At 62.5% G+C, this 14,971-nt stretch carries 7 protein-coding genes and 1 tRNA gene; 3 read left to right on the plus strand and 5 right to left on the minus strand.

Annotation, left to right across the window (positions count from 1 at the left end):
* Positions 1-87 precede the first annotated feature (87 nt).
* Positions 88-666: a nucleotidyltransferase family protein gene (locus D2N39_RS00680; protein ID WP_119132889.1), complete on the plus strand. Its 579-nt coding sequence runs from the start codon at positions 88-90 to the stop codon at positions 664-666.
* A 13-nt stretch (positions 667-679) separates the two neighbouring features.
* Here D2N39_RS00680 and D2N39_RS00685 read toward each other — a convergent pair whose 3' ends face one another.
* The 4 genes from D2N39_RS00685 to ypfJ all read right to left on the minus strand — a co-directional run bounded on the left by D2N39_RS00685 (position 680) and on the right by ypfJ (position 12,417).
* The gene (locus tag D2N39_RS00685; RefSeq protein WP_119132890.1) at positions 680-7,264 is read right to left on the minus strand and encodes a Hint domain-containing protein; all 6,585 of its coding nucleotides are present in this window, start codon (positions 7,262-7,264) and stop codon (positions 680-682) included.
* Between the two features lie 445 nt (positions 7,265-7,709).
* Complete coding sequence (locus D2N39_RS00690) at positions 7,710-10,580, minus strand: Hint domain-containing protein (protein ID WP_119132892.1); 2,871 nt, start codon at positions 10,578-10,580, stop codon at positions 7,710-7,712.
* 847 nt (positions 10,581-11,427) lie between these two features.
* Positions 11,428-11,511 (minus strand) — tRNA-Leu (locus D2N39_RS00695).
* Positions 11,512-11,568: 57 nt separating this feature from the next.
* On the minus strand, positions 11,569-12,417 hold the full coding sequence (gene ypfJ, locus D2N39_RS00700) for a KPN_02809 family neutral zinc metallopeptidase (protein WP_119132894.1): 849 nt from the start codon (positions 12,415-12,417) through the stop codon (positions 11,569-11,571).
* A gap of 134 nt (positions 12,418-12,551) precedes the next feature.
* On the opposite strand from ypfJ, the gene D2N39_RS00705 reads away from it, so the two are divergent.
* Together D2N39_RS00705 and D2N39_RS00710 are read left to right on the plus strand one after the other, a co-directional pair.
* Positions 12,552-13,133: a YqaA family protein gene (locus tag D2N39_RS00705; protein ID WP_119133301.1), complete on the plus strand. Its 582-nt coding sequence runs from the start codon at positions 12,552-12,554 to the stop codon at positions 13,131-13,133.
* A gap of 17 nt (positions 13,134-13,150) precedes the next feature.
* Positions 13,151-13,615: a disulfide bond formation protein B gene (locus D2N39_RS00710; protein WP_119132896.1), complete on the plus strand. Its 465-nt coding sequence runs from the start codon at positions 13,151-13,153 to the stop codon at positions 13,613-13,615.
* A gap of 76 nt (positions 13,616-13,691) precedes the next feature.
* On the opposite strand, the gene D2N39_RS00715 is transcribed toward D2N39_RS00710, so the two are convergent.
* Positions 13,692-14,855 carry a deoxyguanosinetriphosphate triphosphohydrolase gene (locus D2N39_RS00715; RefSeq protein ID WP_119133302.1) on the minus strand — a complete coding sequence of 388 codons (1,164 nt, stop codon included), beginning with the start codon at positions 14,853-14,855 and terminating at the stop codon, positions 13,692-13,694.
* Positions 14,856-14,971 lie beyond the last annotated feature (116 nt).

The following is a 14,971-nucleotide window of genomic DNA, read 5'->3' on the forward strand; positions in this document are numbered from 1 at the left end:
AAAATCCTTCGAAGGATTTTGCAAATTTCTTCCTCAAGAAATTTGCCCCCGGTCCCGACCGGGGGGGGTTCTGTCAAGGAGGGCTGAATGGTGCTGACGACCGTGATCCTTGCTGCCGGGGCCTCCAGCCGGATGCGCGGCGACGACAAGCTGCTGGAAGTGGTAGAGGGTCAGCCCCTGCTGCGGCGGATCGCGACCGCCGCACTGACTTGCGGTGGGCCGGTGCGCGTGGTGCTGCCGCCCGACCGGCCGGACCGCCACGGGGCGCTTGCCGGGCTGGACCTGCACCTTATCATCGCCAATGACGCCGCCCGCGGCATGTCGGCCTCGATCCGCGCAGGCATCACCGGGCTGGACGGGCCGGTGATGATCCTGCCCGCCGATATGCCAGAGCTGGCCGCCGGAGCGTTGACCGAGATGCAGGCTGCGCATCGGGCGGCCCCCGATGCGATCCTGCGCGGCGCGAGTGGTGACACCCCCGGCCATCCGGTGATCTTTCCGGTCGATCTTCTGCCGGATCTCGCCAGATTGACGGGTGACGAAGGTGCACGCGCGGTGATCGCCGCACATCGCGGGCGGCTGCGGCTGGTGCAGCTGCCCGGACGTGCCGCGCTGACCGATCTGGACACGCCCGAGGACTGGGCGCGCTGGCGGCAGGGGCGCTGACGCCCCTACCCGCTCAGGCCATCAACAGCACCCGCGCCTCATGCGCGCGCAGGCTGCGCCGCGCCGCAAGGAAGGGCCGGTAGCGGCCTGCTGCCAGTTCGGGGAACAGTGCCAGCAGTTCGTTGCGCTGTGCGTCGTCCATCCCGGCCAACGTCATGTCACCCGGCTGGAAGCTTTCGCTCCAGGCACCATCCGCGCGCACGATTTCATGCCGGTCGAACATCAGGTGAATGTAGCTGACCCCTTCCGGCATCGCCCGTTCCACCCCCGGCAGTGCGGTCAGATGGGTTGCGGCCACCAGCACCTCATGCTCGCCGAACAGCATTTCGGCGCGATAGCCCGTGAACAGCATGCGATGCTGCGGGCTGACCAGCATGTCGCGCTGCGGCAGGTCGGGCGCCAGCGCCCCTGTGGCGATGCGCACCGGGGCGAAGTTGGGATGTGCCCGCAACTCTGCTGCGGACAAGTCGCGCCGCCCGATCCAGCGGATCGGCTGATAGCCGCTGTCACGGGTCAGCACCTGATCGCCTTCCTCCAACTGTTCCACCGGCACCTCGCCGCGCGCCGTCACGATCAGGCTTCCCGGTGTGAAGCAGGGGATCACCTTTTCGATGTCGGTGAAGGTCATCGTGCCGATGACGGCGCCGGTATTGTCGAGGAACTGGACCGTGCCGTTTTCGGGATTGCCGCTATCATAGATGATATTGGTCAGATCCTTGCCCCAGGCACTGAGGTCAAGCGTATCGAAATCGTCCCCGCCGCTGCCGCCATCGACCACGGCGCCGACCCCCGCCCCCGATCCCAGCGTGATCGTATCGCGGTCGTCACCGCCCGCGACGGTATCGGCCCCGGCATCCATCTGGATGTCGTCGTTGCCTGCCCCGCCATCCAGCACATCGTTGCCGCTACCGCCGCTCAGGGTGTCGTCGTCATCGCCCCCGTAAAGCGCATCATTGCCGGTGCCGCCATCCAGCTGGTCGGCGCCCGCATCGCCATACAGCGTATCGTCGCCCTGATCGCCCGACAGCGTGTCGTCGCCATCGTCACCAGACACGAGGTCATTGTCGATGCCACCGAACAACAGGTCATTGCCCGTGCCGCCTGCCAGAGTATCGGCGTCATCCTGACCATAGATCGTATCGTTGCCGCTGCCGCCTGACAGGCTGTCGGCATTGTTCAGCGGATCGGGGTCGATGTCGTCTGTCAGTTCATACTGGCTGGCGAGGGCGTAATCCGGGTTAGCGGGGCTCAACCCGCCATAGATCAGGTCATCGCCTTCATCGCCTGCGATGGTGTCGCCACCTTCGTTGCCCTCCAGCGTGTCATTGCCAAGACCGCCATAAACGATGTCGTCATCGAATCCGGCATCAACGCTGTCATTGCCGTCGCCACCGTAGACCGTGTCGTTGTCATCGCCGGTCAGGATCGTGTCATTGCCTGCCCCGCCCAGAACGCTGTCGCGGTCGTTGTTCGGATCGGTGTCCGCCGGATAGGATAGCAGCGGATTGGTTGGATGGATGAAGCCCGTGTCAGGGCTGCCGGTGCCGGGTGCGGTGCGGGTGTTGATGTAGTCGTCGCCATCGCCACCATCAACCGTATCGCTGCCGGAATGGCCGATCAGCGTATCGTTCCCGACCCCGCCAGACAGCACGTCATCGCCATCCTCGCCATTGAGCGAGTCATTGCCATCGCCCCCCGACAGGCTGTCATTACCGGTGCCGCCCATGAGCGTATCATCGCCCGCTTCGCCCAGCAGCGTATCGTCACCCCCGTCACCGCTGAGCGAGTCATTCCCGTCACCGCCATAGACGGTATCATTGTCAGCGCCGCCCGCGATGACGTCATTGCCGCCGAAGCCGGTGATGGAATCGTTGCCTGCTCCGCCATAGATCGTGTCATTCCCGGCATCCGGGCCGCCGTCGATGCGGTCATCGCCGTCGCCGCCATGCACGAGGTCATTACCCTCGCCCGCCGAGATCGTGTCATTGCCCGCATCGCCGGAAAGGCTGTCGTCGCCCGTTCCACCGAACAGGTAATCAGCGCCATCATCCCCTGACAGGCTGTCATCTCCGGCATCGCCGGTCAGCGTGTCCGCCCCGTCGCCGCCATAGACAACGTCATTGCCATCGCCCGCGCCCAGCATGTCGTTGCCGGTGCCGCCATAGACCAGATCGTCGCCGGTGCCAGAATAGACCGTGTCATTCCCCGCGCCGGTATCCACCGTGTCATTCCCGGCATCGTCATTCACCGGGTTGACCTGATCGTCACCATCGCCGCCGGTGATGACATCATTGCCATCGGCGCCGAACAGCGTGTCATTGCCGGTGCCGCCATCCAGCACGTCGTCGCCCGCGCCACCGTCGAGAAGGTCATTGCCCTCCTCGCCGTAAAGCGCGTCATTGTCGGCCCCACCGTTCAGCGTATCATCGCCGAGACCGCCATAAATCGTATCCTCACCAACGTCGCCAAGCAGAGAATCCGATCCGTCCCCGCCCAGCAGCGCGTCATTGCCATCGCCACCATAGACGGTATCGTTTCCGCCACCGCCTGACAGGCTGTCATTGCCCGCCTCACCGTAAACGAGGTCTGCGCCATCTCCCGCCAGAACGGTATCGTCGCCCGCCCCGGCCTGCACAACATCGTCGGCGTTGCCATACTGGTTGTCATTGGCGTCAATCATGTCGCCTTCGGGATCGCCGCTGTAGGTCGCGTCGATCAGATCGTTGCCGGTCGTGCCCTCCACGATAAAATCGGGCGGAAAGACCTGCGTGCCGTCCACGAAGACGTTTTCGATATTGTAGAACTGGAGCGTTTCGCCCGAGGTGTAATGCACCACACCGTTCTCGGGGTTCAGCAGATCCCAGACGATATGGTCGATGCCCGTGACATGCAGCGTGTCATTGTCGGTGCCGGTGGTGACTGCCTCGCCACCATCGACATAATCGCCCGCGCCGCCGTAGAAGCTATCGGCATCTTCCTCGCCCAGCATGGTGTCATTGCCGGTGCCACCATAAATGGTGTCGTTGCCATCCGAGCCTTGCAGCCGGTCGTCACCCTCGTCGCCATAGACGATGTCATTGCCGCCCGAGCCGGTGACGCTGTCGTTCCCTGCGCCACCATAGACGGTATCGGTGCCATAGCCGCCATAGACCTCGTCATTGCCGTCGCCGCCAAAGACCGAATCATCATCGGCGCCGCCATAGACGGAATCGTTGCCAAGCCCGCCATAGACCACATCGTTCCCGGCGTCACCGCGCAGGAAATCGTCGCCATCGCCAGCATCGACATAATCATTGCCGGCATCGCCCTGCATGTAGTCGTTGCCAGCACCGCCTTCGAGGCTGTCATTGCCGCCGCCGCCATAGATGGCATCATTGTCGTCGCCACCATAAACGCTGTCCGCGCCTTCCCCGGCGAAGATCTGGTCATTGCCCGCGTCGCCGGTGAAATAGTCATTGCCGGAGCCGCCGGTGATGAAATCGTCCCCGGCGAAGCCAAGCACCGTGGTGCCGGCGGTCGTGGCCGAAGCATCGACATAATCATTGGCATTGGAAGCCCAAAGCACCTCGATTTCCGAATAGGTGCCGCTGGTTCCCGAGGGGAAGCCGAAATTGGCCGTCTCATTCCCCGTATAGGTGACATTGGCCCCTTCGGTGCCAAGGTTTTGCAGCCAGACCACATCGCGGTCGCCCGGATCCTCGCCGCCCACAATGGTTTCGGTGCCCGCGTTGGAGTAGACTGTGAACGTATCCCAGCCGTCACCGCCATACATCGTATCGGCGCCGGTGCCATAGGCGCCGCCGGTGGCGAAACTGTCATTGCCAGCCCCGCCATAGCTCAGGTCATCGCCCGCCCCGCCGTTCAGGAAATCGTTGCCGGTTTCCCCGTAAAGCGTGTCGTTCCCGGCGCTGCCCTGCAATTCGTCATTGCCGGTGCCGCCGTAAACCGTGTCATTTCCTGCGCCTGCGACGATCAGATCATCGCCACCATAGCCATAGATGGTGTCGTTCACCCCGTCGGTGCCGTCGATCTGGTCACCGTTCAGGTCCGTATAGCCGACATTCATCACATCATTGCCAGCGGTGCCATCCACCGGCCCCGCGAAGACGATGCTTTCGATCTGGCTGAAGGTCAGCGTGCCGCCCGAAACCAGGTCAATGGTGCCTGCCTCGTTGTTGCCACCACCGTAAGTGATGACAGATCCGGCCTCGACCACCAGAACGTCATTGTCATTGCCGGTCTCGCCGCCGGTGATGGTATCGCCCGCGCCGCCCCAGATCGTGTCGGCATCGGCACCGCCCGACAGCGCGTCATTGCCCGCGCCGCCATAAATGACATCATTGCCCGCGCCGCCATCGACCGTATCATTGCCGGTGCCGCCATCCACCGTATCATTGCCGGTGCCCGCGACCAGCGAGTCATTGCCGTCGCCCCCGCTGACAGAGTCGTTGCCCGCCCCCGCATCAATCGTGTCATTGCCCGCCCCGGCGAGGATCGAATCATTCCCCGCCCCGGTCGCCACGCTGTCGTTGCCGACACCGCCATAAACCGTGTCGTTGCCGGAACCGAGCGTGAAGGTTTCGATCTCGCTGAAACTCGCCGTCCCCCCGCTGGAGGACAGCGTGCCCGCCTCGGCCCCCGAGAAAGTCAGCGTCACATTGGAGGTCAGGGCAGACCCGTCGATGCTGTCGCCCGCCGTCTCGGTGGTTTCGCCGCCGGTGATCGTGTCATTGCCATAGCTGCCGGACAGGACGAACCTGTCATCCCCCGCGCCGCCGCTTTGCACATCGGCGCCGCCGCCGCCCGTGATTGTATCGTTGCCAGTGCCGCCATAAAGGCTCTCGGCGCCCGAACCGCCGGTGATGCTGTCATTCCCAGCACCGCCGTCGAGGATATGCGTGGTAGTGCTGGCGGCTGCGTTGATCGTGTCATTGCTGCCGCTGCCATAAACATTCTCGATTTCCGAGAAACTCACCGTGCCGCCCGACAGGCTGACGGTCCCATTCTCGTTGCCCGAGAAGGTCACATTCACCCCGGTAGTGACCAGCGTAGCGTCCAGCGCATCGCCGGTCGTTTCGCCGGTCTCGCCACCGACAATGGTATCGGCGTCGCTGCCGCTGCCGATGTTCAGATAGAAACGATCATCGCCAGCGCCACCGACAAGGCTGTCGTTACCCGTGCCACCGAACAACGTGTCGTTGCCAGCATCGCCGAAAACCGTGTCGTTGCCCGCATCGCCCTGAAGGTAATCATTGCCATCGTCGCCATGGATCAGGTCGTTGCCATTGCCGCCATAGACGCTGTCATTGCCTTCATCGCCGTAAAGCCGGTCATCGCCATCACCACCGGAGATGGAGTCATTCCCGGTGCCGCCATAGACGATGTCATTTCCCACGCCTGAGGTAACGGTATCGTTGCCCGCACCAGCATAAACGAGGTCGGCGTTGCCGGTGGTGCCCTGCACACCCAGACCGTCATTGTTGTCGATCCGGTCGCCATCCGGGTCGCCGACATAGGCGCTGTTGATGTTGTCATTGCCCGAAGTGCCCGAGACGATCCCGTCTTTCGTAACCGCCGTCGAGGTGTGGATGGTGACGAAGCCGACATCGGTATTCCCCATCCCGTCGGACACGGTATAGGAAAATGGCTCGTCCCCGGTGGTGCCGTTCGAGAAGACGGTAACAGTGCCATCCGCGTTCAGCCGCACCTGCTGCCCCGACGGCAGCGTGATCGTCTGCCCCGCGACGACATTCTGGCCGTTCAGCTGCGTGATGCTCAGCGTCGAGCCGGAGGGATGCTCGTCATTGGCCAGAATGTCATAGGTGCGCGACGAATTGGTCAGCATATTGACCGTATCGTCATTGGCCAGCGTATAGGTCTGCACGCTGTCGCCCATGATGAGCAGATTGGAATCGTAGATCGCATCGCCGCCATCGGCGACCCCGATCTTGATGGTGTTCACCTGCCCCGCATTCACCGGCGCCTTGATCGACAGCACATAGGTCAGGCCGTCCATCTCGGTGTTGTATTGGTCGGCGGTGTTGTCGCGGTAAAGGTTTTCATTGTTGCCCGCGTTGACCGTGTCGATGGCCACATTGCCCGAGGTCGAGACGCTGATGGGCGCAAAGACACCGTTCACCCAGACGCCAAAAGCATCGTTCACGCCGCCGCTGACATATTCCGGGTATTCTTCGGACGAGAACACGAACTGCATCGTGATCATGTCGCCGTCGGGGATGAAACTGGCCTGAAGGATCGAGCCGTCGAAGGTGCTGACGCCAGAGACGGCATTCAACTGCGCGTCGCCATCAATCCCGCCGGTCACATCGGTGCCGGTGTTGGTGTTGACGTTTGTGTTGGTGGTGCCCGAGCTGTTGGTGAAATCGGCCGCATTGCCGGTAGACAGGATCACCCCGGTATCGGTGGGCGATACCCCGGCGATGGTGGTCAGCGCGCCGGTATAAGTGGCCGAGGATCCAGCGGCACCGCTATAGGTGGCCGTGCCGCCGACAAGCTGGACGCCATTGCCGAAAATGGCATTGAACATCTGCTCCGCCGTTGCGGCGGTATTGATCGAAAGTTCGTTTGCAATGGCCATGGCGTCACTCGTTCACAGCTTGAGGGGAGGAAGGCCGGAGGGCAAAGGTCGCAGAATGGCTGCCACCCCCGCGCCGCGCCGACAGGGGGCAACGCAAGACCAACAACCTTCCGGGGCACAGAAGACCCATCATCCCGATCCACTTCACAAATCATGGCCTCGTCACCGCCCGGCAGGCGGAACACAGACCTCTACAGGATCGGGTTACGCGCCGATCATGGCTGAATAGTGGTTCAGGATGGACACTTTATTGACGCGATCCCCGCGAAACGGGGCAAAATAATGACACTGTATTTAAAAATAAATTCAATCACTTGTGACCTGACCTTCGTTTCTCCGCCGGAAACATGGCACAAGTGTTAACGTAGCCCGCGCCACTGTGCGAAATGCAGAAAAGGGGCCCAAAAGGCCCCTTTTCGCAACAAACACCACTTGTAACGCTGACTTATTTCACCAGAAGACGCGCCTCGTGCTTCTTCAGCGTGCGCCGGGCGGCGCCATATGCTTCGCGGCCGGTATCGGATTTCAGATCCGGAAAGATCTCGAAAATCTCGTTGCGCTGGGCATTGCCCATGCCGTTCAGCGTGTAGTCACCCGGCTGGAAGCTCTCGGTCCAGGCTCCGTTCGACAGCACGACTTCGTGGCGGTCGAACATGAAGTGGATATAGGTCGTGCCCATGCTGTCCACCTCGTGCACGCCGCGCCCGGCCACCAGATGCTTGGCCGCCACCAGAACCTCATGCTCGTCGAAGTAAAGCGCTGTGCGATCATTGGCCACCAGAACACGGTGGTTCGGGCTGACCATCATGTCACGCTCCGGCAGGCCGTTGCCAAGGCTGCCCTTGCGGATCAGGATCGGCTTCAGATGCGGGTTCAGCGACAGGTCGGTCCAGTTCAGCGCCTTCTGGCCCACCCAGCGGATCTGCTGAATGCCATTGTCGCGGGTGATCACCCGGTCGCCGGCCTTCAACTCTTCCACCGGCACCTCGCCGCGCGGCGTGGCGATCAGCGTGCCGGGGGTGAAGCAAGGGATGACATTCTCGATATTGGTGAAGGTCAGCGTGCCGGTGACATTACCGTCGCCATCGAGGAAATCGACCGTGCCGTTTTCCGGGTTGTCGGCGGCATAATGCACCACCAGCGGCCCGGCGCTGCTGAGGTCGAGCGTATCGTAGTCGTCGCCGCCCTCGTTTCCGTCGATCACATCACCGATGCCATCCTCGGCCGAACCGATGACAAAGGTATCGCGGTCGTCGCCACCGGACATTTCATCGGCACCATGGCTGGCCAGCAGGGTATCATTACCCTCGTCGCCGAAAACGGTGTCTTCGTCGATGCCACCGTCCAGAACGTCGTTCCCGACACCGCCATAGATGACATCATCGTCATCCATGCCGTAAATGGTGTCATTGCCCAGATCGCCATAGATCGTATCCATGCCGTTGTCGGGGCGCAGATCCGTCGCGTCGGGAATGTTGATCTCATCCGGGAATCTCGGGTCCAGCCCGCCATAGGCAAGGTCATCGCCATTGCCGAGGTCGATCAGGTCCGATCCCTCGCCGCCGATCACGGTATCGTCGTCGCGGCCGCCATAGATGGTATCGGCGTCAATGCCACCGTCGATCAGATCGTTCTCGTCGCCGCCATAGATCAGGTCTGCGTCGTCGCCGGTGCGGATCGTGTCATCACCGTCGCCGCCATAGACGGTATCCAGATCATTAAAGGGATTGGCGTCATCCGGGTAGAGCCCCGGATACCCCATATCGGGCCGGGGGATGCCGGTGGCCGAAGTGTCGATCAGGTCATTGCCCTGACCGCCATTGACGAAATCATTGCCGTTGCCGCCATAGACGCTGTCGTCGCCATCCCAGCCGATGACGGAATCGTCGCCCGGCCCGCCATAGACCACATCATTGCCGGTTCCGGCATAGACCGAGTCGTCACCGACGCCGGAATAGACGGTATCGTCGCCGTCGCCCGCGCGCACACGGTCGTCATTCGGGTCATCGCCCGGAATGATCGCGTCATTCGCGTCGATCCGGTCACCATCCGGGTCGCCGGTATAGGAGGTGTCGATCAGGTCATTGCCGGGGGTGCCATCAACCCAGCCGTCCCGCGGCGGTGCGGCCACGTTGACGGTCACCGTGGCGGTATCGGTCAGCCCGTCCGGATCGGTGATCGTATATTCAAAGCTCGCATCGCCCGAGAAACCGGCGTTCGGCGTAAAGGTGATGGTACCATCGCCGTTCACCGTCACGGTGCCATCCGGCGAGGTGCCAGCCGACACGACCGACAGGCTGTCGCCATCCACATCGGTATCATTGGCCAGAACCGCGATCACGACCGGCGTGCCCGCATCGGTGCTGGCGTTGTCGTTCACGGCGTCCGGCGCATCATTCACCGGATTGACCGTCACCGTGACGGTCGAGGTCGCGGTATTGCCGTCGGGATCGCGGATTTCATAGGTGATGGTGTCGGTGCCGTTGAAATCGGGATTGGGCACATAATGCAATGTGCCGTCGCCGTTTACCGAAACCGTGCCATTGGGGGCCGCGCCGCCCGTCACCGTCAGGGTCTGGCCCTGCGGATCGGTGTCATTGTCCAGAACCGGAATATCGACGGCAACATCCTCGTCGGTTTCCGCCACATCGGGGTTTGCCACCGGGTCTTGCGAGCCGTTGTCCACCGTGTCGGAAATCGAGAAATACTCCACCGATCCGGCGAAATGCTGGTCGATGTTGTTCAGCACATAGGGATCGGAATGGGCCTGGCCTGCACCGATCATCCAGGGCTGGTTGATGCCTTCACTGCTCTGGTCCATGGTCAGGCCGGCAGGCACATCATCCGTGAAGCTGGTGCCCTGGGTCAGGTTTTCCAGATCCAGACGGCCGCCGTTCGCCTCGTCCCAGGAATACGTCAGCTTGATCTCGTCACCCGGCGACGAAAAGCCCGGCGTCGTGGTGAACACGGTCGAGCTGGTATCGGTCTCATGGGTGATGACCACGCTGCCATCGCCCAGAAGTTCGACCTTGTAGCCACCGGGGGTTTCGCCCGTGCTGTCACGCGACAGGATGGTCTGGGTATCCGCAACCAGATTTTCCGACGAGGTGAACTGTATCTCCAGTGTGCCGCGATCCATCTGGAACGTCGGATCGGCATAAATCTTCACCAGATCATTCTGGCCGTCCAGAACCGCCTGGGTTCCGTTCGAGGCGGCACCGTTCAGATAGATCCCGTCCTGCGCCCCGTTGCCGAGAGCCGAGTCGCGGGCGTGGCTGTCCGTATCCTCGAAATTGTAGAGCGCGAAAACCGGCATGGTCTTTTCCTCGTTTCAGCGCGGTCCGAATGACCCCGCCGGATCCAATCCGCCCTTGCGGGCATGTGACCGGCACAACCCACGAGGGCGTGCCGCGAAGCCAACCGTGCAGAGCATGGAGAGAGAAAAGCGCCTGAAATCCGGCAAGACGATGCGGCACGCAAAACGCGTGTCACGACAATGTGTCAATGCGAAGCTTGGCAGCTCTTTTCACAACTCCTGCGTCAGATGACGCGCACCCTTTACGGCCGCCCCCACGGCCAAAGTCCTTCCCAGAAAGACACCCTATGGATACCGCTTGTTAGGCTTCCCGGAAAGTAAATTCTCCACATTTTCGCCGCTTAGCGCCGGATACTGACACATAGACGCCCGGAGCGTGCCCCATTTCAGCCACATTTGAAGTTCGATTGTGCACGATTCCGCAGCTTTCAAGATTTTGCAGAACACGTCAAAACCAGCATGTTTCTTGAAAGTTTCAGCACATGCCGGGGGAGGCGAGCCGGATCAAAGTGACAAGCTCTGGTGCGGAAATGGAAACAATGGCTTTTCTTCCCCCAACGCGAATAATGGCCAGACTTTTGCCATGGTGGTTAATTCTCCGTTCCCCCAGAAGAACCAATTCGGCATGCTGACCATGATAAAACCGCCTCAAGCGACGGTCATTTCGCCAGAAAACCGAATCACACGCAGAATCAGGGCAAAAAAAAGGCCGAACCGGGAAAGCCGCACACCCTGCGCGAGAATCGGCACAAACCGGCGATCAAAGCCGGTGCCGACAGGTAGCCCGCGCTGCACGGACAGAATACGCGATATTGGTCAGGATCGGGACGGCGCGGCAGCGCCGGTCTGGTGCGGGCGGTGGGACTCGAACCCACACACCTTGCGGTAAGGGTGTTTGAGACCCTCGCGTCTACCATTCCGCCACACCCGCATCGACACCCGATCTATGGGGCGGCGGCGGGGCTGTCAAGCGCGGCTGCATGCGGCATCAAAGCTGCCAGGCGGCGAAGGTGTCGCATTGCCCTATGTCGCCCGAGCGATAGCCGCGCAGGAACCAGCGCGAGCGCTGTTCCGAGGTGCCATGCGTAAAGGTATGCGGCATCGGACGGCGCCCGGCATTGCGTTGCAGCGTGTCGTCGCCGATCTGCTTGGCCGCATTCACCGCCTCCTCGACATCGCCTTCCTCCAACGAGCCGAACCGCTCTTGTGCCTCGCGCGCCCAGATGCCCGACAGGCAATCGGCCTGAAGCTCGATCCGCACCGAAATCGCGTTGCTTTCTGCCTCGCTGGATTGCGCCCGCACCTGATTGGCACGGTTCAGGATGCCGATTTCGTTCTGCACATGATGCGCCACCTCATGCGCCACCACATAGGCCGCAGCGAAATCGCCGCCCGCGCCCAGTTGCCGCGACATCGTGGTGAAGAAATCGGTGTCCAGATAGACCTTGCGGTCGGTCGGGCAGTAGAACGGGCCGGTCGCGCCGCTGGCGTCGCCGCAGGGCGAAGGCGTCACGCCCTTGAACAGCACCAGAACCGGCGGCCGGTAATTCTTGCCGACCTGTTCGGGAAAGACATGGCCCCAGACCTCTTCGGTATCGGCCAGCGTGACCGAGACGAACTGGCCAGCCGCCTTGTCGGCGGGGCTAAGCTCGGCCTGCGTCGTCTGGCCCTGCGGCGCAGAGCCCGCCCCCTCCAGCAGCGGGGTCACGTCGATGCCGAAGAAATAGCCGATCAGCAGAACGGCAATCACGCCGACACCGCCCACTGCGCCGCCCGCGCTGCGGATGCCCCGCCGGTCCTCGATGTTGCGGCTGCCGCGACGGCCCTTCCATTCCATGCGAAACTCCCTGACCCGATACTGGCCTGCTACACTCAGGCGCAGATTACCCCGATGCGGCCGCATCGCAAGCGGCTTGACCTTGTCCCCCGGCCGTGATGAACCCCAACGGGCAACAGGCGGGGCGGGTTCCGATGATCAGGCGGCTATATGACTGGACCATGGCGCTGGCCGGTCATCGCCACGCCCTGCTGGCGCTGGCGGCCGTGGCCTTCGTCGAAAGCTCGGTCTTTCCGATCCCGCCGGACATCCTGCTGATCCCGATGATCCTTGCCGCGCCGCAACGCGCCTTCCTTTATGCGCTGGTTGCCACCATCGCCTCGGTTCTGGGCGGCTTGGCGGGCTACGGGATCGGCTATTTCCTGTTCGACACGGTGGGCGAGCCGGTGCTGGCCTTCTACGGCATGACCGCCGAGTTCGAGAAGTTCAGCGAAAGCTACAATGCCTGGGGCGCCTGGGCGGTGCTGATCGCGGGGATGACGCCTTTTCCATACAAGGTCATCACCATTCTGTCTGGCGCCACCCAACTGTCGCTGCCTGTCTTCATTGTGGCCAGCATCGTGGCAAGGGGTCTGCGCTTTGTCATCGTGGCGGCGCTGCTGTGGAAATTCGGCGCACCGATCCGTGATTTCATCGAACGGCGTCTGGGGCTTATGTTCGCCCTCGCGCTCGTGCTGCTGATCGGCGGTTTCATCGCCGTGAAATACCTCGCCTGACCCCGGAAGGAGACGCCATGACCTATTCCCGCTTTCTGGTGCTGATCGCCGCCGGAGGCTCGGCCGCGCTCTTGCTCGGGGCTCTGGCGTTCCAGTTCATCGGTGGCATGGCCCCCTGCCCGCTATGCCTGTGGCAACGCTGGCCGCATGTGGCAGCGGTTCTGATCGGGTTGCTTGCCCTGGCGTTCGGCGCGCGGGTTCTGGGCTGGCTGGGGGCGCTGGCCGCGCTGACCTCGGCCGGGATCGGCGTGTTTCATGTGGGCGTGGAGCAGAAATGGTGGGACGGGCTGGCAAGCTGTTCCTCCGGCTCGATCACCGGCCTCAGTGGTGCCGATCTGCTGAACACCGACATCGCAGTCGGCGCGGTGGTGCGTTGCGACGAAATCGCGTGGAGCCTGTTCGGTATTTCCATGGCGGGCTGGAACGTGATCATCTCGGTGATGCTGGCGCTGATCTGGGTCGCGGCGGCGCGGCGGCGCTGACGGATCAGGGGGCTGTCTGCCCCCTCGCCCCTGCGGGGCTCACCCCCGAGGATATTTCTGCCAAGATAAAAGCAGGTCAGCCGAACAGGCGGCCGTGTTCCTGAATGGCAAAACGGTCGGTCATGCCGGCAACGTAATCGGCGACGATGCGGGCCAGTTGCTTGTCATCGGTCGCGGCCTCGATGTCACTCAGCCATTCCTCGGGCAGCAGCTCGGGGCGGCGCAGGAACAGCGGGAACAGATCGTCCAGCATCGCCGTCACCTCGGTCCGCATCTTCACAACCGACGGGGCGCGATACATGCGGTGGAACAGGAAGCTGCGCACGGCCTTCAATTCCTGATACAGCGGTTTCGAAAAGCGGATGATGGTGGTGCCCATATGGCGAATATCGTCCACCGACTTCGGCTGCGCGGCTTCCAGCCGGTTCTGCGCGACATGGATCACATCTTCGACCATGCGGCCGAAGACACGGCGCAGCGCCTCGTGCCGGCGGCGCATCTTTTCAAGGCCGGGGTAAAGGCGGTCCACCTCCTCGAAGGCGGGGGCGGTTACGGGAAGCTCCATCAGGTCTTCCTCGGTGAACAGACCCGAGCGCAGCCCGTCATGCAGGTCGTGGTGGCTATAGGCCACGTCATCGGCGATGGCCGCCACCTGCGCCTCGGCGCTGGCATGGGTATCCAGTTCCAGATCCCAGTCGGCATTGACCTCGGCCAGCGCATAGGGCAGCGGGCCTTCATGCTTTTTGTCGGCAAACGGGCCAGTTACCGGGCCGTTGTGCTTGGCGATGCCTTCAAGGCTTTCCCAGGTCAGGTTCAGCCCGTCGAAACCGGCGTAATGCCGTTCAAGCTTCGTCACGATGCGCAGGGCCTGGGCGTTGTGGTCAAAACCGCCATAAGGCTCCATCAGCCGCGCCAGCGCATCTTCGCCGGTATGGCCGAAGGGGGTATGGCCAAGGTCATGCGCCAGCGCCACGCATTCCGCCAGATCGGTGTTCAGCCCCAGCACACCCGAAATCGTGCGCGCGACCTGCGCCACCTCGATCGAATGGGTAAGGCGCGTGCGGTAGTAATCGCCCTCGTGTTCGATGAACACCTGGGTCTTGTGCTTCAGCCGACGGAAGGCCGAGGAATGGATGATCCGGTCGCGGTCGCGCTGGAAGGGCGAGCGGAAGGTGGACATGCCCTCGTCATGGCGCCGCCCGCGCGAGGCTTCGGGCAGGCAGGCGTAGGGGGCGAGGATCTGGGTCATGGTCGCGGGTCTTTGGCTGCGGGTCTTTGGGCGGCAAGCGGGCTTGTCCGCTTCATGTGCTGCCCCTATATGATGAAAGCCCCATGAAGGATATGGAAATTCCGCAG

The organism is Gemmobacter lutimaris, assembly GCF_003570715.1.
GTDB classification, from domain to species: Bacteria; Pseudomonadota; Alphaproteobacteria; order Rhodobacterales; family Rhodobacteraceae; genus Gemmobacter; species Gemmobacter lutimaris.